This window comes from Acinetobacter sp. NEB149 (assembly GCF_012516415.1).
Lineage (GTDB): Bacteria > Pseudomonadota > Gammaproteobacteria > Pseudomonadales > Moraxellaceae > Acinetobacter > Acinetobacter lwoffii_V.
In genome coordinates this window covers 40,059-61,254 of sequence record NZ_CP051208.1, presented here as the reverse complement: position 1 = coordinate 61,254, position 21,196 = coordinate 40,059, and the positions used below count along the sequence as shown (strand labels likewise).

Annotated in this window: 14 protein-coding genes, 2 tRNA genes and 3 rRNA genes; 15 read left to right on the top strand and 4 right to left on the bottom strand. The window is 43.6% G+C overall.

The window, feature by feature from the left end; all coding sequences use genetic code 11:
• Nucleotides 1-981 precede the first annotated feature (981 nt).
• Nucleotides 982-1,482, bottom strand: a complete 501-nt coding sequence (locus tag HGD77_RS00290; protein ID WP_168730574.1) for a hypothetical protein — start codon at nucleotides 1,480-1,482, stop codon at nucleotides 982-984.
• A 217-nt stretch (nucleotides 1,483-1,699) separates the two neighbouring features.
• On the opposite strand from HGD77_RS00290, the gene HGD77_RS00285 reads away from it, so the two are divergent.
• On the top strand, nucleotides 1,700-2,770 hold the full coding sequence (locus tag HGD77_RS00285; RefSeq protein ID WP_168730573.1) for an alpha/beta hydrolase: 1,071 nt from the start codon (nucleotides 1,700-1,702) through the stop codon (nucleotides 2,768-2,770).
• A 70-nt stretch (nucleotides 2,771-2,840) separates the two neighbouring features.
• Here the strand turns inward: HGD77_RS00285 and HGD77_RS00280 are convergent, their stop codons facing one another.
• Complete coding sequence (locus HGD77_RS00280) at nucleotides 2,841-3,515, bottom strand: acetoacetate decarboxylase family protein (RefSeq protein WP_005094830.1); 675 nt, start codon at nucleotides 3,513-3,515, stop codon at nucleotides 2,841-2,843.
• A 103-nt stretch (nucleotides 3,516-3,618) separates the two neighbouring features.
• Here HGD77_RS00280 and HGD77_RS00275 point away from each other — a divergent pair, with 103 nt between their 5' ends.
• The 12 genes from HGD77_RS00275 (at nucleotide 3,619) to HGD77_RS00220 (ending at nucleotide 15,893) form a co-directional block, all read left to right on the top strand.
• Nucleotides 3,619-4,191, top strand: coding sequence for a peptidylprolyl isomerase (locus HGD77_RS00275; RefSeq protein WP_168730572.1), 573 nt, complete (start codon nucleotides 3,619-3,621; stop codon nucleotides 4,189-4,191).
• Between the two features lie 429 nt (nucleotides 4,192-4,620).
• Nucleotides 4,621-6,158, top strand: a 16S ribosomal RNA gene (locus HGD77_RS00270).
• Between the two features lie 60 nt (nucleotides 6,159-6,218).
• Nucleotides 6,219-6,295 (top strand) — tRNA-Ile (locus tag HGD77_RS00265).
• A 71-nt stretch (nucleotides 6,296-6,366) separates the two neighbouring features.
• Nucleotides 6,367-6,442: transfer RNA gene (locus HGD77_RS00260), tRNA-Ala, on the top strand.
• A 494-nt stretch (nucleotides 6,443-6,936) separates the two neighbouring features.
• Nucleotides 6,937-9,831: ribosomal RNA gene (locus HGD77_RS00255) — 23S ribosomal RNA — on the top strand.
• Nucleotides 9,832-10,047: 216 nt separating this feature from the next.
• A 5S ribosomal RNA gene (rrf, locus tag HGD77_RS00250) occupies nucleotides 10,048-10,162 on the top strand.
• The 16S, 23S and 5S rRNA genes sit together here with 2 tRNA genes alongside, the layout of an rRNA operon.
• A 286-nt stretch (nucleotides 10,163-10,448) precedes the next feature.
• Complete coding sequence (locus tag HGD77_RS00245; RefSeq protein ID WP_005094821.1) at nucleotides 10,449-11,813, top strand: MFS transporter; 1,365 nt, start codon at nucleotides 10,449-10,451, stop codon at nucleotides 11,811-11,813.
• Between the two features lie 126 nt (nucleotides 11,814-11,939).
• Nucleotides 11,940-12,395 carry a helix-turn-helix domain-containing protein gene (locus HGD77_RS00240; protein WP_004647755.1) on the top strand — a complete coding sequence of 152 codons (456 nt, stop codon included), beginning with the start codon at nucleotides 11,940-11,942 and terminating at the stop codon, nucleotides 12,393-12,395.
• Nucleotides 12,385-12,951 carry an IS630 family transposase gene (locus HGD77_RS00235; protein ID WP_168730977.1) on the top strand — a complete coding sequence of 189 codons (567 nt, stop codon included), beginning with the start codon at nucleotides 12,385-12,387 and terminating at the stop codon, nucleotides 12,949-12,951. The genes HGD77_RS00240 and HGD77_RS00235 overlap by 11 nt, the downstream gene beginning before the upstream one ends.
• 285 nt (nucleotides 12,952-13,236) lie before the next feature.
• Complete coding sequence (locus tag HGD77_RS00230; RefSeq protein WP_004647700.1) at nucleotides 13,237-14,586, top strand: aromatic acid/H+ symport family MFS transporter; 1,350 nt, start codon at nucleotides 13,237-13,239, stop codon at nucleotides 14,584-14,586.
• 94 nt (nucleotides 14,587-14,680) lie between these two features.
• The gene (locus tag HGD77_RS00225; protein WP_114541997.1) at nucleotides 14,681-15,514 is read left to right on the top strand and encodes a toll/interleukin-1 receptor domain-containing protein; all 834 of its coding nucleotides are present in this window, start codon (nucleotides 14,681-14,683) and stop codon (nucleotides 15,512-15,514) included.
• 55 nt (nucleotides 15,515-15,569) lie between these two features.
• Entirely contained in the window at nucleotides 15,570-15,893 is a 324-nt protein-coding gene (locus HGD77_RS00220; protein ID WP_168730571.1) for an ankyrin repeat domain-containing protein, read from the top strand.
• 49 nt (nucleotides 15,894-15,942) lie between these two features.
• Here HGD77_RS00220 and HGD77_RS00215 read toward each other — a convergent pair whose 3' ends face one another.
• Both HGD77_RS00215 and HGD77_RS00210 read right to left on the bottom strand, forming a co-directional pair.
• A complete protein-coding gene (locus HGD77_RS00215) occupies nucleotides 15,943-16,494 on the bottom strand; it encodes a type 1 glutamine amidotransferase domain-containing protein (RefSeq protein ID WP_168730570.1) in 552 nt (183 codons plus the stop codon).
• 367 nt (nucleotides 16,495-16,861) lie between these two features.
• Nucleotides 16,862-17,551: a TIGR04219 family outer membrane beta-barrel protein gene (locus HGD77_RS00210; RefSeq protein WP_168730569.1), complete on the bottom strand. Its 690-nt coding sequence runs from the start codon at nucleotides 17,549-17,551 to the stop codon at nucleotides 16,862-16,864.
• 134 nt (nucleotides 17,552-17,685) lie between these two features.
• Between HGD77_RS00210 and HGD77_RS00205 the strand changes: the two genes are divergently transcribed.
• Together HGD77_RS00205 and HGD77_RS00200 are read left to right on the top strand one after the other, a co-directional pair.
• The gene (locus HGD77_RS00205; RefSeq protein WP_168730568.1) at nucleotides 17,686-19,134 is read left to right on the top strand and encodes an aldehyde dehydrogenase family protein; all 1,449 of its coding nucleotides are present in this window, start codon (nucleotides 17,686-17,688) and stop codon (nucleotides 19,132-19,134) included.
• Nucleotides 19,135-19,719: 585 nt separating this feature from the next.
• Nucleotides 19,720-21,195 carry a sodium-dependent transporter gene (locus HGD77_RS00200; RefSeq protein ID WP_168730567.1) on the top strand — a complete coding sequence of 492 codons (1,476 nt, stop codon included), beginning with the start codon at nucleotides 19,720-19,722 and terminating at the stop codon, nucleotides 21,193-21,195.
• Nucleotide 21,196: the final 1 nt, after the last annotated feature.

The following is a 21,196-nucleotide window of genomic DNA, read 5'->3' as shown; positions in this document are numbered from 1 at the left end:
TTCTTAAACATGTACAGTCCTTAGGCCTCAGTGTTCACTGCGTTTATGCTGAACTGCCATGGTTGTGAAGTTCTTGATTACCTAAAGAAATCGGGGCAGGGTGTAAAAATTCAAGCGTCGACCCAGATTAAATTTAAGATTTATACAAAATACTGAATCCAGCGGATAGCAGAACAAGCTATTCAGAACACAACAGCAGGATAGGATGAGAATAAAATACACGGACATCAGCAGCGATGAATCCGAATTTTGAACTGAATAGATTTAATTCTCGACTAAATCTAAGAATTAAGTATTTGAAAATAAACATAAAAAATGAATAATCGTATTTTTGAATCAAATTAATAATTTTAATCCGTTTTAAGTATTGGTAAAAAAATTGCATCATACTTCTATTAACAGCGACCTTGTTCAGAGGAGAGAGCCGAACCGGGTTGCTGTTGCCCTATTTTAGAGTTGCTTTTTTCAAGCTGAGTATCCCCAAAACTCAGCTTTTTTTTTGCCTGTTTATTTATTAGACATAAAAACGATTAATATCTAAGCAATAAAGTCTTTCACAATAGATGAACTTTTGATTAATATTTATTCCAGATTCTATCGCTGTAGTTTCTTCTTATTTTGAAATGTGTTTTCGTGGCTTATCCTGTTCTCTAGATAAGCCTTTTTTTGTCCAGAATTTACCTTTTTTGAATTTGTTGGAATCAGTCGTCTCTATTTTAGCGGTTTGTAATATAAAACTTACAGCTTGGATAGTGAATGTCCGCTTCATGAGAGCAAGTTGATTCGATAGGATAATTTGTGTAGAGAACGGGATGTTCTGGTTGAATTGCTGAGAAGCATAAGCGAAGTGGAAGTTCGTTTAACATAACCCTCTGCAAAGGCCCTAAAGAAATTTTCTTTAGGGCCTTTGTCTATCTGGCAGCTACCTTTTTCATTAAAAAAGCCCAGTCTGGGCTTTTAATAGAGAGGGTGATTCAAGTCTTAGTCACGACGATCCCGTGAACGTTGTTCCTGATGGCGTCGGTTGTCATTCCAGCGTTGATTAGAACGATTTTGCTGGACTTTTTTACTGCGCTGATCTGTTGCACGTTTACGCTCCAGATCCTGACGACGCTTGCGTTCTGCTTCTGCCTGTTTTTGCCGTTGCGTCATGATATTTTTACGTTGCTGTTCATGGCGCTGCCGTTCCAGTTGGCTTTTACGTCGATCAAGCTCTAACTGTCTTTTACGATCCTGCTCCCAATTGCGACGTTGTAATTCCTGTTTACGTCGATCGAGTTCAATACGTTTGTGTTGCTGTTCATATTCCCAGCGTTGCCGCTCATAGCGACGATCTTGTTCATAATGCCGGTCCAGTTCATAGCGACGGTCATAACGCTGATCATAGCGGCCGTCATAATAGCCACCATCTTCAGGAAATGCGACGCAGCCTACAGCTAAAAATGCAGTCGCCAAAGACAGAGCTATAATTTTTCTAGCCATAGGCATCCTCCCGATTTGTAATAAAAAATATACTTAAGCTCGCAAAAGTACGTCAAAAATAACCTTTAAACGGTCAATGATATCTTTTATAAACGAGGGTAACGTATCGAGTAGAAGCTATATGTACATTGATATTAAGACTTATATAAGAATATGGTCACTGAAACACTAATCGTGTAGAAACTATGAAGAATTAAGAGAATAAGGACTAAAAATAATGACTGTGAATCCTCCGGTTCTGAAAAGTGTGATGGAAAAGGGACAAGGGACGGCAGCGCGTATGCTGGACCGCTTACCTGGCATTGCACAGGAAGCATTGGTCAAGGCTCTGGATTATCCTCATGTTTATCCTGATTTAGATCCATTGGTTAAATGCCTGATGGCCATCCAGATAAAACAGGGGCATAGCAGTTTTATTAGTGAGGATCTGGCTCATTCGCGCACATTGTTTGATGCACGTATGAAAGCCATCCGGGCTAGACCGACCGCGGTCAAATTTGTTGAAGAGCTCCGCCTTCCTCTACAGAGTGGCAGCATCTTTGCCCGGCATTATCATCCAGCTCCACAAAAGAAGTTGCCGATGGTGATTTTTTATCATGGCGGTGCATTTATGGTGGGTGGTCTGGACAGTCATGATGAATTCTGTCGCTTGCTGGCAGTACATGCCAAAGTACAGGTGCTAAGCGTGGCTTATCCGCTGACGCCAGAATTTAGCCCCTTGCAGATGGTACAGGTTTGTGAAGATGCCTTGGCTTGGGCACATCAGCATAGTAAGCAACTAAAAATCTATAAAAATCGTATTGCCGTAGCAGGGGACAGTGCGGGCGGAAATCTGGCTACTGTGGTGGCACAGCGCAGTGCAGGTAAATCTTATGCCGCACGAGCACAGCTTTTGCTTTATCCGGCGGTCGACTTTAAAAGTCGCCATCCTTCTTTTTATGCCTATAAAGATGGACTGGTACTTTCAGAGCAGGATATTGATCTGGTGACCTTCATGTATGCCCAAACCCATCAGATTGAACTGGATGATCCGCTGATTTCACCGACCTATGGTGAATTGCAGAACTTGCCACCGAGCTATGTGATTACCGCACGTCATGATGTCCTGCATGATGAAGGTTCAATCTATGCACATAAACTACGTCAGAATGGCGTGAGTGTTCATTATCATGAATATACCGATCAGGCACATGGTTTTATTAACCTGACGCCGATCTCTCGCCGTGCCAAAAAATATGTGATTGAGATCAGCAAAAACTTCCGCAAATTCTGGGATAAAAATAGTTAAATCGAAAGTATAAATAAAAAAAGGTGTTTCTCATGAAACACCTTTTTTATAGATAAGTTTTTATCAGTTCTTATACTTTGCTACTGATCTGCGCTTCAGGAAAGATCAAATTGAATTTGGGGACATAAAAGCTTTGCAGCAATTTGGCTTTGGAAAAGTCTGGAAATATATTCTCGGCATCTTGCCACTCTACTTGCGAGAGTTTGGAGAGGTGACCGCGGAACTGTGGACTAAACTGAAAACGCTGCCCTTTCCAGGCTTGCTGAATCTTCAGCATAGACGCTGGAATATGATGACTATTAATGTAGAACTGGCGTGCAGATTTGGTTTTCTTCAGCCGAATCGTCATATGCTGGTTTTGATGCTGAATCTGACACAGCACTTCCTGATCCTTTTCCTGCCATTCAAATTGCGCATGTTCTTTGGGAATGCCCCATAAATACTGACCGTGTACCACAGACTCATGGGTAGACACATAAATTTTAGGAATCGAACTGAGGCGCCGTTTACTAATTAAAGGATGATCCAGAATCAGTAACTCATCATAAGGGCCAATCGGCGAAGCGTGATAACGCACCAATAAGACTTGGACCATACGACCCAGCGGAGAAGGGGCGATCCGGAACTGTTTCGCTTGCTCAATAAAGCTGGGGGTCAGCCAATAATTCAGAATAAAACCCTCACCCTGCAAACGCCAAGGTGGAAACTGGTGGATATTTTGCTCCTGTAATAATGCATGCTTCATTCTTATTCTCTTGTCTTTAGTCGGCAGGTCACTGCATTATGAGTTATAAAAGATTAATATATAGTCATTCACAACCATTACTTCTAAGTAGATGAGTTAATAAATGTTAAAGAAATCATTATGTGTCATCGCACTTGCTGCGGTCAGTCTGCCAAGCTTTGCTGCCAATACGATTATTGAGATGAAGACTTCATCTGGAAATATTGAAATTGAACTCTTCAATGACAAAGCCCCAATCTCGGCAAAGAACTTCGAAAGCTATGTAAAGAGCAACTTCTATAAGGACACGATTTTTCACCGTGTCATTCCCGGCTTTATGGTGCAGGGCGGTGGCTTTGATGTGAACATGCAGGAAAAAGCCAATACGAAAGCACCTATTAAAAACGAATCGTCGAATGGTCTGCAAAATAAACGCGGTACTTTAGCCATGGCGCGTACTAATCAGCCGGATTCTGCCCGAGCACAATTCTTTGTGAACCTGGTCGATAATGATTTCCTGGATCGTTCTGCTAGAAATGCCGGCTATGCGGTCTTTGGTAAGGTCACTAAAGGCATGGATATCGTCGATCAGATTGCTAAAGTACCGACCCGAAACTATGGAATGTATCAAAATGTGCCGGTGAACCCTGTAAAAATCACCAGTGTGACGATTAAAGCACCAGTCGTGAAAAACTAGGCATAGAATAAAGCAGAAATATTTAATTTATATTTCTGTTTTAAAAATATGTACTTATGTAATGAATTGTATGGAATTGAACCAATTTAGTGCATAAAAATAAAACACTCGTGATTCCTGTGCGTTAAAAGCGCTTGCACGTGTAAGAAATTGCCCTATAATGAGCACATACCGACGAGATAGACGGAAACGAACGAAGCAGAATGGCGGAGTTGTTAAGTTTATCGAAGTCCAGCTTCTAGCACTGACGAGGTGTTAGAAAGATCATTAAGAGATTATGAAGAACAACTTGTGTGGATTTTTACTGGTTGATCGATCGAAATTATTTTCATTGATTGATGGTAGAAATTACTCGAAGTTTATTTGAGAAATATTTGTCAGAAAATTGATGAGCCAAGATTGGTGCCCTTTAAGGCACTACATAGTATTAAACTGAAGAGTTTGATCATGGCTCAGATTGAACGCTGGCGGCAGGCTTAACACATGCAAGTCGAGCGGGGAAGAGTAGCTTGCTACTTTACCTAGCGGCGGACGGGTGAGTAATGCTTAGGAATCTGCCTATTAGTGGGGGACAACATCTCGAAAGGGATGCTAATACCGCATACGTCCTACGGGAGAAAGCAGGGGACCTTCGGGCCTTGCGCTAATAGATGAGCCTAAGTCGGATTAGCTAGTTGGTGGGGTAAAGGCCTACCAAGGCGACGATCTGTAGCGGGTCTGAGAGGATGATCCGCCACACTGGGACTGAGACACGGCCCAGACTCCTACGGGAGGCAGCAGTGGGGAATATTGGACAATGGGGGGAACCCTGATCCAGCCATGCCGCGTGTGTGAAGAAGGCCTTTTGGTTGTAAAGCACTTTAAGCGAGGAGGAGGCTACCGAGATTAATACTCTTGGATAGTGGACGTTACTCGCAGAATAAGCACCGGCTAACTCTGTGCCAGCAGCCGCGGTAATACAGAGGGTGCAAGCGTTAATCGGATTTACTGGGCGTAAAGCGCGCGTAGGTGGCCAATTAAGTCAAATGTGAAATCCCCGAGCTTAACTTGGGAATTGCATTCGATACTGGTTGGCTAGAGTATGGGAGAGGATGGTAGAATTCCAGGTGTAGCGGTGAAATGCGTAGAGATCTGGAGGAATACCGATGGCGAAGGCAGCCATCTGGCCTAATACTGACACTGAGGTGCGAAAGCATGGGGAGCAAACAGGATTAGATACCCTGGTAGTCCATGCCGTAAACGATGTCTACTAGCCGTTGGGGCCTTTGAGGCTTTAGTGGCGCAGCTAACGCGATAAGTAGACCGCCTGGGGAGTACGGTCGCAAGACTAAAACTCAAATGAATTGACGGGGGCCCGCACAAGCGGTGGAGCATGTGGTTTAATTCGATGCAACGCGAAGAACCTTACCTGGTCTTGACATAGTAAGAACTTTCCAGAGATGGATTGGTGCCTTCGGGAACTTACATACAGGTGCTGCATGGCTGTCGTCAGCTCGTGTCGTGAGATGTTGGGTTAAGTCCCGCAACGAGCGCAACCCTTTTCCTTATTTGCCAGCGGGTTAAGCCGGGAACTTTAAGGATACTGCCAGTGACAAACTGGAGGAAGGCGGGGACGACGTCAAGTCATCATGGCCCTTACGACCAGGGCTACACACGTGCTACAATGGTCGGTACAAAGGGTTGCTACCTCGCGAGAGGATGCTAATCTCAAAAAGCCGATCGTAGTCCGGATTGGAGTCTGCAACTCGACTCCATGAAGTCGGAATCGCTAGTAATCGCGGATCAGAATGCCGCGGTGAATACGTTCCCGGGCCTTGTACACACCGCCCGTCACACCATGGGAGTTTGTTGCACCAGAAGTAGGTAGTCTAACCGTAAGGAGGACGCTTACCACGGTGTGGCAGATGACTGGGGTGAAGTCGTAACAAGGTAGCCGTAGGGGAACCTGCGGCTGGATCACCTCCTTAACGAAAGATTGACGATTGGTAAGAATCCACAACAAGTTGTTCTTCATACGATGTATCTGAGGGTCTGTAGCTCAGTTGGTTAGAGCACACGCTTGATAAGCGTGGGGTCACAAGTTCAAGTCTTGTCAGACCCACCAAATCTGACTAACGCAGCATGAAAGTGCTGAAGCAAACAGAACAGAACGATACATTGACTTATTGATAAGCTGGGGACTTAGCTTAGTTGGTAGAGCGCCTGCTTTGCACGCAGGAGGTCAGGAGTTCGACTCTCCTAGTCTCCACCAAATTTCAAGATCATAAAACTTAAAGCACTGCTTTAGGGCTTTTACTTGAAATTTAAGCAAGAAGCTACGCTTCGCGCAGTATGTAATCATACAGTGATGAAGTTGTTTAGTTCCTAAGCGATCAAGTGTTTAGATCCTAGAGATTAACAAGTACAAGCGTTATGATACGCGCACTTGATAACCTCTGTGATTTATCACAGTTTCCTGACCTGACGAAGGCTGGAAAAATCATTAACAGAATATATTTGAGTTGAAATAATTTGTTCATACTCATGACTGACATTAACACTAGCAGTGATTTATTACTGTGATGTGAAGATGAAAGAAATGAGTTACTAGCGAAATTAACTGAATCAAGCGTTTTGGTATATGAATCTAATTGAAGCTGTACGGTGCTTAAGTGCACAAACGCCAACTGTATGAGCGTGATGAGAGATCATCACAATCTGTTGCTTATCCTACTTGTAAGGATAAACGACTGTTTGGGGTTGTATAGTCAAGTAATTAAGTGCATGTGGTGGATGCCTTGGCAGTCAGAGGCGATGAAAGACGTGATAGCCTGCGAAAAGCTCCGGGGAGGCGGCAAATATCCTGTGATCCGGAGATGTCTGAATGGGGAAACCCACTTACCATAAGGTAGGTATTGCAACATGAATACATAGTGTTGCAAGGCGAACGAGGGGAAGTGAAACATCTCAGTACCCTTAGGAAAAGAAATCAATTGAGATTCCCTCAGTAGCGGCGAGCGAAAGGGGAAGAGCCCATTAAGTCATATAAGTTCTAGTGGAACGCTCTGGGAAGTGCGACCGTAGACGGTGATAGTCCTGTACACGAAAGGGCTTATATGATGATGTCGAGTAGGGCGAGGCACGTGAAACCTTGTCTGAATATGGGGGGACCATCCTCCAAGGCTAAATACTCCTGACTGACCGATAGTGAACCAGTACCGTGAGGGAAAGGCGAAAAGAACCCCTGTGAGGGGAGTGAAATAGATCCTGAAACCGCATGCATACAAGCAGTGGGAGCCGGCTTAGTCCGGTGACTGCGTACCTTTTGTATAATGGGTCAGCGACTTATATTCAGTAGCAAGGTTAACCGAATAGGGGAGCCGTAGGGAAACCGAGTCTTAATAGGGCGTTTAGTTGCTGGGTATAGACCCGAAACCAGGTGATCTATCCATGAGCAGGTTGAAGGTTGGGTAACACTAACTGGAGGACCGAACCCACTGTCGTTGAAAAGCCAGGGGATGACTTGTGGATAGGGGTGAAAGGCTAATCAAACTTGGTGATAGCTGGTTCTCCCCGAAAGCTATTTAGGTAGCGCCTCGGACGAATACCATTGGGGGTAGAGCACTGTTTCGGCTAGGGGGTCATCCCGACTTACCAAACCGATGCAAACTCCGAATACCAATGAGTACTATCCGGGAGACAGACTGCGGGTGCTAACGTCCGTAGTCAAGAGGAAAACAATCCAGACCGCCAGCTAAGGCCCCAAAATTATAGTTAAGTGGGAAACGATGTGGGAAGGCATAGACAGCTAGGAGGTTGGCTTAGAAGCAGCCACCCTTTAAAGAAAGCGTAATAGCTCACTAGTCGAGTCGGCCTGCGCGGAAGATGTAACGGGGCTAAAACTATATGCCGAAGCTGCGGATGCATAATTTATTATGCGTGGTAGGGGAGCGTTCTGTAAGCCGATGAAGGTGGATTGAGAAGTCTGCTGGAGGTATCAGAAGTGCGAATGCTGACGTGAGTAACGACAATGCGAGTGAAAAACTCGCACGCTGAAAGACCAAGGGTTCCAGTCCAACGTTAATCGGGGCTGGGTGAGTCGACCCCTAAGGCGAGGCCGAGAGGCGTAGTCGATGGGAAATTGGTTAATATTCCAATACTTCTGTGTAATGCGATGAGAGGACGGAGAAGGTTAAGTCAGCCTGGCGTTGGTTGACCAGGTGGAAGGTTGTAGGCATGTATCTTAGGCAAATCCGGGGTACTCTATGCTGAGAACTGATAGCAAGCTGTACTTGTACAGTGAAGTGGCTGATACCATGCTTCCAGGAAAAGTCTCTAAGCTTCAGTTACACAGGAATCGTACCCGAAACCGACACAGGTGGTCAGGTCGAGTAGACCAAAGCGCTTGAGAGAACTCTGCTGAAGGAACTAGGCAAAATGGTACCGTAACTTCGGGAGAAGGTACGCTGTTGTCTGTGATAGGACTTGCTCCTTGAGCGGGCGACAGCCTCAGAAACCAGGCCCCTGCAACTGTTTATTAAAAACATAGCACTCTGCAAACACGAAAGTGGACGTATAGGGTGTGATGCCTGCCCGGTGCTGGAAGGTTAATTGATGGGGTTAGCGTAAGCGAAGCTCTTGATCGAAGCCCCAGTAAACGGCGGCCGTAACTATAACGGTCCTAAGGTAGCGAAATTCCTTGTCGGGTAAGTTCCGACCTGCACGAATGGCATAATGATGGGGGCGCTGTCTCCAGCAGAGACTCAGTGAAATCGAATTCGCCGTGAAGATGCGGTGTACCCGCGGCTAGACGGAAAGACCCCGTGAACCTTTACTGCAGCTTGACATTGAACTTTGATCTTACTTGTGTAGGATAGGTGGGAGGCTTTGAAGTCGCGACGCTAGTTGCGATGGAGCCGTCCTTGAAATACCACCCTGGTAATATTGAGGTTCTAACTCTGTCCCGTTATCCGGGACGAGGACCATGTCTGGTGGGTAGTTTGACTGGGGCGGTCTCCTCCTAAAGAGTAACGGAGGAGTACGAAGGTGCGCTCAGCGTGGTCGGAAATCACGCGTAGAGTATAAAGGCAAAAGCGCGCTTAACTGCGAGACCCACAAGTCGAGCAGGTACGAAAGTAGGTCTTAGTGATCCGGTGGTTCTGTATGGAAGGGCCATCGCTCAACGGATAAAAGGTACTCTGGGGATAACAGGCTGATACCGCCCAAGAGTTCATATCGACGGCGGTGTTTGGCACCTCGATGTCGGCTCATCTCATCCTGGGGCTGAAGCAGGTCCCAAGGGTATGGCTGTTCGCCATTTAAAGAGGTACGCGAGCTGGGTTTAGAACGTCGTGAGACAGTTCGGTCCCTATCTACCGTGGGCGTTGGAAATTTGAGAGGATCTGCTCCTAGTACGAGAGGACCAGAGTGGACGAACCTCTGGTGTACCGGTTGTCACGCCAGTGGCATCGCCGGGTAGCTATGTTCGGAAGGGATAACCGCTGAAAGCATCTAAGCGGGAAGCCTACCTCAAGATAAGATTTCCCCGAGACTTTATGTCTCCTAAAGAGCCGTTGAAGACTACGACGTTGATAGGTTGGATGTGGAAGCATAGTGATATGTGAAGCTGACCAATACTAATTGCTCGTGAGGCTTGACTATACAACACCCAAACAGTTGTATATAAAGCATCAATTGATTTCATATTGATCTAACGATCAGACGAAGCCTTGATTTAGTTACGCTAAACGAACAAACTACTACAACTCAGATATACCTGTTAATGAACGATGTTCAAAGCACTGCTTTGAACAGAGTGCAAGATTTGAAGAAAGCTAAGGCAACCATAAGACCTCAGTAAGTAATCATACCAGTTGTGCTGGCGACCATAGCAAGAGTGAACCACCTGATCCCTTCCCGAACTCAGAAGTGAAACCTCTTAGCGCTGATGGTAGTGTGGGGTTACCCATGTGAGAGTAAGTCATCGCCAGCTCATTATTCGAAATCCCCCTCCGCCAAGGCAGAGGGGGATTTTTTTATGCGTGGGTTTTAGTCAAATAGCTCTTGGAATTGTTGAATATTGATTAAAAACTAGACTCATGGGTTTAGATTTTTAAGGAATAAGTAAGACTTTAGTCGGATATTGCATGAAAAGTAGCTGTGTTGAACTAAGTTGTTGCGAAGACATGGCGATAAGAATCATTAAAAATAATAAATAAGAGTTAGGGTCATGTGTCGTGCTGAAAACAACGAAAAAAACTCACAGGAGGTGAGTAAAAATGGCAGAAAACATGAAGCGAGTAGCAAACACTGTAAGTGTGAATGATGTGATTGATCAGGCAAAATTCACTAAATTTCACTTAAGCATTGTATTATGGTGTTTGTTTATTGTCCTATTTGACGGATATGATTTAGCAATTAACGGTGTCGTTCTGCCTCTACTTATGCAAGAGTGGGGCATGAGTGCTGTTCAAGCAGGCATGCTTGCAAGTACAGCACTCGCTGGCATGATGTTTGGCGCCATGCTGTTTGGGATGCTTGCAGACAAAATTGGTCGTAAAAAAGTTATCTTGATTTGTGTTTCTTTATTTAGTGCTTTTACATTTTTAGGTGGATTTACGACTAATCCAACAGAATTTGGTATTTTACGTTTTATTGCTGGTTTAGGGATTGGTGGTGTATTACCAAACTTAGTCGCTCTAACGTCTGAATATGCACCTAAACGTTTAAAAAGCACACTGGTAACCACCATGTTTAGTGGTTATGCCGTGGGCGGTATTATGGCTGCATTATGCGGTACATGGTTTACACCAAGTTTTGGTTGGGAAATTATGTTCTTCATTGCAGGTATTCCATTACTTTTTGTTCCATTTTTTTGGAAGTTCTTACCTGAGTCTTTAACTTTCCTCGTTAAAGAACAAAAAGTGAATGAAGCACGTCGTTTTATAAAGCAAGTCGAGCCAACTGCAGACATACAAGAAGATACTGAACTGGTTCTAGCTAGCGCTGATCAGACCCAAAGTGCATCAGTAAAAGCTTTATTTACAGAAAATCGTGCCACAGGAACATTCTTATTTTGGATTGCTTTCTTTATGTGCTTACTCATGCTTTACGCACTTGGAAGCTGGCTACCAAAACTGATGATGGCAGCGGGATATTCTTTAGGTAGCAGTTTAATGTTCTTATTAGCACTGAATATTGGTGCCGTGATCGGAACCATTAGCGGTGGTATTTTGGCAGACCGTTTTGACTTTAAACCTGTTCTTATGAGTATGTTAACTGTCGGTGTACTATCTTTGGTTGGTTTGGGCTTTAATTCTCCAACCCCTGTTATTTATTTACTTGTGAGTTTAGCAGGTGCCTCATCTATTGGTACCAGTATCTTGTTATATAGCTATGTTGCTCAATACTATCCTGTTGCAGTACGTTCTACTGGTATTGGTTGGGCTTCTGCTGTAGGGCGTACAGGTGCAATTGTTGGCCCAATCGTAATTGGTATGCTACTTGGTATGGAGTTACCACATAAATGGAACTTTATCGCGGTAGCAATGCCAGGTATTATTGGTATCATCGCTATTTCAATGATTCGTAAGCCACAACCTGGTCGCGTGATGGTGAAAAAATTAAAAACAGCCAAAATTTAAACTCTCGTAATTAACCTACTCAGTTAAAAAAGCTCCTTACTTAAAGGGGCTTTTTCATATCTTTAGTAAGTTGACAAAAATAACTAATGATGCGAAAAGGTTTTTTTAGTTAACAGATGTTCACACATGCCTAGAATTGTTTCTGTACCACTTAGTTTAGAACAGCGAGAACGACTCATTTTTCTGGTCAAGCATGCAAAACATTGGCGTGAAAGGCAACGTGCCCAAACTATTCTCTGGCTTTCCGAAGGTAAAAGTGTTGCGGAAGTTGCCACTCTACAAGAACGTATCCCAGAAACCATAAGGCTACAACGCCGACGTTGGGAATTGTATGAGTTTGAATCGATTAAAGAAGGTCATCGCTCAGGTCGACCCAATACATTGATCTCAGACTATCAGGCGAAAATCCTAGATTGGGTCAATACAAGTCCACTCAATGCAGAACAAATCCGAGTCAAACTACATGAAGAATACGAAGTGTCCGTGTCTGTTGAAACCATTCGTAAGTTTTTACGTGATTCAGGTATGGTCTTCAAGCGTACCCGTCATAGCTTGAAAAAAAAGAGATCCGATTGCATTTGAACAAGCAACACAGCAGATTGAAGAATTACGAGAGCAAGCGGCACGTGGTGAAATTATATTAGGTTATGTTGATGAAACAGGATTTTCATCTACACCTGATAACCGCTATGCGTGGACAAAGATAGGTGATGTTTATGCGGTTGATGCAATAAGATTAAAACGAGTTAATGTCATGGGGTGTTTGCTTTCAACGGGGAAACTGGTGACTAGTTGTTTACAAGAGTCAGTGACAAGCACTTGGTTTTATGCCTATTTAACTGGAATAGCTCAACAAGTAAAACAGACGTATAACCTTCCATTGGTTCTTATTGTTGATAATGCCTCGATTCATAGAAGTAAAAAGATGGCTGATTACAGAGAGCTACTTAAAACTAACTTTTCGACGAATCTGTATTTTATTCCAGCTTATAGCCCTGAGTTAAATCGAATCGAGATGGTATGGAAGCAGATGAAATATTATTGGCGAGATTTTCAAGTCATGACAGCTGACAAAATAGAGCAATGGGTGGAGAAAGTATCAAACCAATTCGGAAAAGAATACATGTTTACTTTTTAATGACAACTTATTAAATTAAATCAATATTCAATTGGTCAAAAGAATAAGTGGATTAAAAGAGCTTAAATATGGTGTAAATTAAAAAATAAACATCAATTATTCAAAAGATTATACTAATAGTAGTGTGACATATCACGCAAATAAATGACATTTCCGAGAGCATAGCAGAATATCAATTAGTCTTATTGTGCCTTAAATCCTGCTTGCGTATATTGCCTGACATTGAAGATTGACTTCAGTCTTCAACAAGATGTTATGGACAAGTACTCATGGGAGATGAGAACGATGACAACGGAAAAAATAGATGTAAATTCTGTAGTCGATAATGCGAAATTCACGCCTTTCCACTTCAATGTAGTTGCTTGGTGTTTACTCATTATCTTATTTGATGGCTACGATCTCGCAATCAATGGTGTAGTTTTACCGTTATTGATGCAAGACTGGGGCTTAAGTGCAGTGCAGGCCGGAATGCTTGCAAGTACCGCGCTGGCCGGCATGATGTTTGGTGCGATGATCTTTGGTTCCCTCGCGGACAAGATCGGTCGTAAGAAAGTGATCATGATCTGTATTGTATTATTTAGTGGTTTAACTTTTGCTGGCGGCTTTGCTTCAAACCCAACCGAATTCGGTATTTTACGTTTCCTTGCCGGTCTTGGTATTGGTGGTGTAATGCCAAACCTAGTGGCATTGACTTCGGAATATGCTCCACAAAAAATGCGTAGTACGCTGGTGACCACCATGTTTAGTGGTTATGCGGTCGGTGGCGTGATGGCAGCGTTATTAGGTTCATGGTTCACGCCAAGTTTTGGTTGGCAAATCATGTTCTTTATCGCGGGTATTCCACTGTTTTTATTACCAGTGATCTGGAAATTCCTGCCTGAGTCGCTCGCATTTATTGTGAAGCAGAACAAGCAGCCTGAAGCTCGTCGTATTGTACGTCGCTTGGCGCCAAATCTGACAGTTACCGAGAATACAACTTTCACTTTGCCACAGGAAAATGTGCCTGAAGCCGCTAACGTGGTGAGTTTGTTCCGTCGTGGTCGTGCGGTCAATACTTTACTGTTCTGGGTCGCGTTCTTTACTTGTCTGTTAACCATGTATGCACTGAGCAGCTGGTTACCGAAATTAATGATGGCGGCAGGCTACTCGATGGACAACAGCTTGATGTTCATGATGGTGATGAACGTTGGTGCGGTTGTGGGTATTGTGGGTGGTGGTATTCTTGCGGATCGTTTCCACCTGAAACCGGTACTGATGTTCCTGGGTATGATGGGTGCGATTGTGATGAGCTCAATGGGCTTTGCATCTAACCAATTCTTACTTTACATCCTGGTGTTCCTGGCCGGTGCAGCGTCAATTGGTTCACAAATGTTGCTATATAGCTATGTTGCGCAGTTCTACCCACTTGCGGTACGTTCGACAGGTATTGGCTGGTCTTCTGCGATTGGTCGTATGGGAGCGATTGTAGGGCCGATCCTGATTGGTGGCTTACTGGGAATGAACCTGCCAGCCTACTTCAACTTTATGGCAGTCGGTTTACCGGTTCTAATTACTGCAATTGCGGTTGCATTGATCATGCATGACAATGAGTCTGAAAAGATTGGTTCAATTGAACCAGCAGTATCTAAAGCTTAAAGCTAAGTTCTTAAATAAGAAGCCTCCGAAAGGGGGCTTTTTTTATTTTTGAATAATGTTATTTTAAAAATCAAATTAAAATTTATGTGGATGTATGGAATCAAAAGAAAAACTAAGAAGATTAGAGCATCTCTTAGATAGAGCAAATAATGCAAATTTCTCCTATCAAGATACAAATTTTTTAAATTGGAAAAATGAAGTTGAAAGGAATCTTGAGAAAATTTATGGCAGAGAATCTACAGAGTTTTTTCATTTTTCTAAACTTAGATTTTGCTATACCGTAGCCAGGATGAGTGGAGGAGATGATAGTTCATCTCATAGGCAATGTTTTGATAAGGATTATTCTTTATTAAAGAAGTCACTAATCGAATATATTGATGAAATAAAGAATTATGAAGTTAGTAGAGAAAATATATTTAATAAGAACGTCGATACAATGAATAAGAAAATATTTATAAGTCACGCTACTAAAGACAAAACTCTTGTAGAAGAAATAATCGAGCTTATAGAGTCTATAGGTGTAGAGTCAGAAAAAATTTTCTGCTCTTCTTTTGAAGGTTATGGCATTCCATTAGGTGAAAACTTTTTAGAGCAAATTAAGCAGGAATTATCCTCAGAAGTACTAGTTTTATTCGTTCTAACTCAAAATTTTTATGAAAGTAAAATTTGCTTGTGTGAAATGGGGGCGGCATGGGCTTTGTCTAAAAACCATGTGCCAATAGTTGTTCCTCCTTTAAATTACATTGATATTCAGGCTGTAATTCCATTAACTCAAGGACTTTTAATTAATGATTCTTCTAAACTTAATAGTTTTAAAGATAAGCTAGAAAATGATTTCAGGATAGAAAGTAAATTAACTTTCTCAGCTTGGGAAAGAAAAAGAGATAGATTCATACGAGATATCAATACACATTTAAGTGATGTATAGCCTATATTTAATAAGTTATAAAATTTTAAGATTTAAAGTTTAAGGTGAAACTCTTATGCAATTTAATTCTATCTCTCCAATCCCTGAAGATGATGACGAACTACATCTTCCTGAACTGGTGTACTGGGCTTCACTAGGCGATATGGAACAGGTCGAGCAGGGCTTGCAGGAAGGTCTGGACGTCAACTCCGCCGATGAAGAAGGCTATAGCGCCCTACAGGCTGCTACTGAAAATGATCATCTAGACGTAGTTAAGCTTCTGGTCAGTAAAGGCGCAGATATTGCCCATCGCAGTCCAAATACTGCTTTAGAGCTGGCTGAAATGGCAGGCAATAAAGAGGTGGTGGCTTATCTGAAAAGTCTGGCCGGAGGTGTCTGAATATAAAAAAAGAACCTCAATGCTGAGGTTCTTTTTTTAGTGTAGGAGCTTAGGCAGCTTCGCCTTCAAGCTCTTTTAAGATCGCTTCATTGAAAGCCGGTAAATCGTCCGGATTGCGTGAAGTAATCAGTACCCAGTCACCTGTATTGCAGCGGTGGACTTCTTCGTCGACCCATTTCCCGCCGGCATTTTCCAGATCTAGCTTGATGCTCTTATATGAGGTCAGATTCTTGTCTTTGATGCGCTGTGCATCAATCAGGGTCCATGGCCCATGACAGATTGCGGCAATCGGTTTGTGATTGTCGGCAAAATGCTGAATGATTTTCTGCGCATCCTGATTGATTCTTAAAGTATCTGCATTGACAGTGCCGCCGGGAATCACCAAAAGATCATAATCATTCGGATCGACATGGTCGAAACTGGTATCCGGCGTGTATTGGGTAGCAGCCTTGGTATCACCTTTGACAGTGGCGACATCTTCATTTTTTTCGGCAGCATGAATCACTTCAAAACCTTTGGACTTTAGAAAATTTAAAGGCTCAGTGAGTTCATCATGTTCAATGCCTTGATTGGATGTAATAAAGAGGACCTTTTTTACCATGATTGCTGTTCCTAAAAAATGTGAGGATTTTTAGCTTAACAACAAGGCGATTCTTACAATGTTGGAGTTTTAGCTCGGAACTGTTAAGCAATGATAAATAAAATAATAGGCAGAAAAAAAAGCCCCGACATCCTGTCGGGGCTTTTTCGTATCTCGTGATTTAGGTATAACTCCTGTCGTACCTCACGTCCTGGTGTTGCGATGTTATTCTTGTTTTTAGGTCTTCTGGAGCATCCTGCTCTCTATGTTTATAAAGTAATACACATCCCGGTGGCGCACTAGCAGCAGATTGCGGTTATTGCTGTACGCTTTGGCTTACATCAGCACAGAGAAATTGAGCTGTGCAAGCTTAACCAGTTGTATTGCATTAAAAATGCACATCTAGACCGATATAAGGGCCTTTAAATTCCAGCTGTAAGTCTGGACGTTGATCTTGTTCAAAATCTACTTGCATGAGGCGATAACCGATTTTGGCACCGACATCGACCAGCAGATTATCAATGAAATCATATTGCAGTTCCGCCTGTACGTCGGTCTTTCGGGTATCGCTGCCGTGACTGTAAACCGCTTCTGCTTTGGCACTCATACCGGTAAAGGGCAATTTAACCCCGGCTGTTGCATAGAGCAGTGGGCTGTATTCATCCAGATCGTATTGGGTGAAAACTCCGGTCGTCAGGTTTTTCACAGTACTATCCAGATTGGTTAAACCTGCGCCTATATCCGCATGCACAATAGTATCTAGCAATTCATAATACAGAATATAGTCAATATTGTTCAGCTCAATTTCTGAGGCATTGATAAGAGAACTCTGTTCGCTATTGCTGTCCAGATTGACGTATTTAATCTTGGCATTCGGTAACAATGGCACAGGATGTTCTACAGCGACAGATAGCTGCGCTGTACCTTGTCGATCTAGCTCATGCTTGAAATTGTTATCCTGACTATAGCCGTCAAAATCCCAGTAACTGAGATCTGCTTTCACGCCGATTACATCTGCATGACTGAGCGTACTGAGTCCAAAACCGAAGAATAAGGTGGTGAGTATTTTTGCGCGCATGGCTCTATTCCCTAAAGCTTTATTAAAATTGGAGGTGTCTGGTTACTTAAAAACATCTTCTTAATATGGAGTAGCAAGTGCATGATATAGAGAATTTCAAAAATGTATATCCTTGGATTTTGCAGGACAATAAGATGGTAGCGAGAAGCACACAACAAACGAAAGAGTATGCATTATATGTCGCCGGTCAGGCCGTTCAGACGGGTGAATGGTTAGAGGTCAAACATAAATATAACCACGAACTGTATGCCCGTGTCGCCTTGGCTGATGCCAATACACTGGAACAGGCGATTCAGTCTGCCGTAGATGCTGAAGCCGAAATGGCTGCCTTGGAGCCGTTTCAGAAACAGAAAATTCTGCTGCATTGCGTACGCCGTTTTCGTGAGATTCATGAAGAACTGACTGAAATTCTGATTGCAGAAGGGGGCAAGCCGCGTAAAGCAGCTGAAGCCGAAGTTGAACGTCTGATTAATACTTTCCAGATTGCCGCAGATGCCGTGACCCAAGTTGATCAGGGACGTATGCTGCCTTTGGCCGTGACTGCGGCAGCATCCGGTTATCGGGGCATTGTAAAACAGGTGCCGATTGGTGCAGTGTCTTTGATTAGTCCGTTTAATTTTCCTTTAAACCTGACCGCGCATAAAATTGCTCCTGCGATTGCAGCCGGTTGTCCCTTTGTGCTGAAACCACCTAGCCTGACCCCGATTTCTGCCTTAAAAATTGCTGAAATTATGGCGGAAACCGATTTACCGCGAGGTGCGTTTTCGGTATTGCCCTGTCCGCGAGAGCTGGCTGATCTACTGGTCACCGATGAGCGTTTTAAATTACTCAGTTTTACCGGTTCCGATGCTGTAGGCTGGGATATGAAAGCGCGTGCCGGTCGTAAAAAAGTGGTCTTGGAGCTGGGTGGCAATGCTGCTGTCATGATTGAGCCAGATACCGAAATTAACGATGCCTTGATTAACCGTCTAATTGGCGGGGCGTATAACCATGCCGGACAGGTGTGTATCAGTGTGCAACGCATTTTGGTGCATCAGCAGATTTATACTGAAGTGAAGGACAAACTGCTGGCGAAACTGAAAACGATTAAAGCCGCTGATCCGAATCTGAGCACAACCTTGGTTGGTCCGATGATCAAGGAAGATGAAGCCAAACGCCTGAAAAAATGGCTGGATAAAGCCGTGAAAAAAGACGCGAAAATCCTGATTGGAGGTGAGCTAAATGGTGTGATGTTCGCACCGACCTTGCTGGAAAATGTAGACCACAGTCTGGAAATCTACCGTGATGAAGCCTTTGGCCCGGTGGCAATTCTGGAAGCGTATGCTGATTTCGAATCCGGTATTGCCTGTATCAACCGCAGCCGTTTTGGCTTGCAAGCTGGAGTGTATACTCAGAATCTGAACAAGATGCTGTATGCCTGGGATCATCTGCATGTCGGCGGTGTCATTATCAATGATATTCCGTCTTTCCGGGTCGATAACATGCCTTATGGCGGGGTCAAAGATTCAGGTCTGGGTCGTGAAGGAATTCAGTCAGCCATTCGCGACATGCAGGAAGAGCGCATGCTGGTGATTAAAGCCTAAGTTTAGAATACTCATCGCTTCGATATCACAGGCAGCTTGTTTTAAATCTGCTTGTGATATTTAAACCGGTTTTTAAAGAGGTCAAAATTCCATGAGAGAATTTGATTTCCCATATCACGGCTTGGTCATGTGCCTTAGTATGAGCCGTTTCATCTTCAAATAATGATCTAAAAACAGATGCTGGATCAGAGTCTTGGAATACATTTTTTGAAACAGCGACCCTGTAGTAAAACTTAAGAAAAATATATTCCAAAAAGTTTGTCAATATATAACTTGTTTAATCTGGCTTATTTCGCAGAATTATTGAACGCTTAATTCGAATAGATTATAAATAACGAATATTTTAAGCAGAATTTACAGAAAAAATTTAAAAAAGTCAGTATTGTTAAATCATCTACAAGGTCAGTTTTTCGATCAGACTTTAAGCAAGATGTAAGACCTGCTGACCTGTTTGTACATTAGAATTCGACGCCCACAAGGTGCCCTCTAATTCAAACACCCAAAATTATTGAAAATGCTTCTTTTTTTGCTTGCGCCATAACCATAACAAGCAGCATCTAAAGGGGTTAAAAGTTTAGGTGTTCTATGACAGAAACTCGTGAGAATTGGTCCGCACGATCAGGATTCATTATTGCAGCGATTGGTTCCGCCGTTGGCTTGGGGAATATCTGGCGTTTCCCTTATGTTGCCTATGAAAATGGTGGCGGGGCATTCCTGATCCCCTATCTGATTGCGATTTTCGCAGCAGGTTTACCTTTATTGTTTTTAGACTATGCGGTCGGACACAAGTTCCGTAAAGCACCGCCTATGGCCTATAAAAAACTCATGAATGCCGAATCCTTGGGTTGGTGGCAGGTCATGGTCACTCTGGTGATCGGGATTTACTATGCCAGCGTCTTGTCCTGGGCTGGCAGCTATATGTTCTATTCCTTTGGACAGCAGTGGGGCACAGATACCCAAGGCTTCTTCTTCAATACTTACCTGCAAAATGGTGAGGGTCTGACGCTCGGTTTTGTACCTGTGCTGTTCTTTGGTCTGGTGGTCGTTTGGGCAGCAGTCATGCTGATTCTTTACGGTGGCGTACGCCGTGGGGTGGAACTGGCGAATAAAATCTTTATGCCATTGCTGGTGATTTTATTCACGATCCTAGTGATTCAGGCAGTCCGTTTACCGGGTGCAGTCGATGGTTTAAATGCTTTCTTCACGCCGAACTGGGAAGCGATGGCCAACTATAAAGTCTGGTTAGCCGCTTTTGGTCATATCTTCTTCTCATTGTCAGTGGGCTTCGGGATCATGTTGACCTATGCATCTTACCTGAAACGCAAAACCAACCTGACCGGTTCCGGGATCGTGGTGGCACTGGCCAACTCGTCTTTTGAAATCCTGGCGGGTATTGGTGTCTTTGCCGCGCTTGGTTTTATGGCATTCAGCTCAGGTGCGAAAGTTGAAGATGTGGTGTCCGGTGGTATTGGTCTGGCCTTTATTGCGTTTCCGAAAATCATTTCCAGTTTAGGTGCAGGTGGTGACCTGTTCGGTTTCCTGTTCTTTGGTTCATTGACGGTGGCGGGTATTACCTCCATGGTGAGCATCCTGCAAGTTCCGATTGCTGCATTCCAGGACAAGCTGGGCTGGTCAAAGAACAAGTCAGTGACGATTATTGCTGGTGGTTCAGCAGTGATTTCTACCCTGATGTTCTCGACACATAGTGCGATTACCTTTGTCGATATCATCGACTACTTTGCCAATAACATCGGTATTGTCGGTGGTGGTCTGTTATCGATTATTCTGTTGTCGTGGTTCCGTCGTCCATTAATGAAACAGCTGGAAGGCCATGTGAATGAGTTTGCCAGCGTGAAACTGGGTGCCAGCTGGAACTTCATGCTGACGGTGATCACGCCTTTGTCATTATTGCTGGCATTGGGCTTGACCCTGAAATCCGTCATGGCAGAAGGTTATGGTGGCTATGCTGCCAGTACCCTATGGATGGTAGGTGGAGGAGTGATGGCATTCTTTATTCTGGGTCCCATTCTGTTCAGCCTGATCAAAGACCGTCACAGCTAGG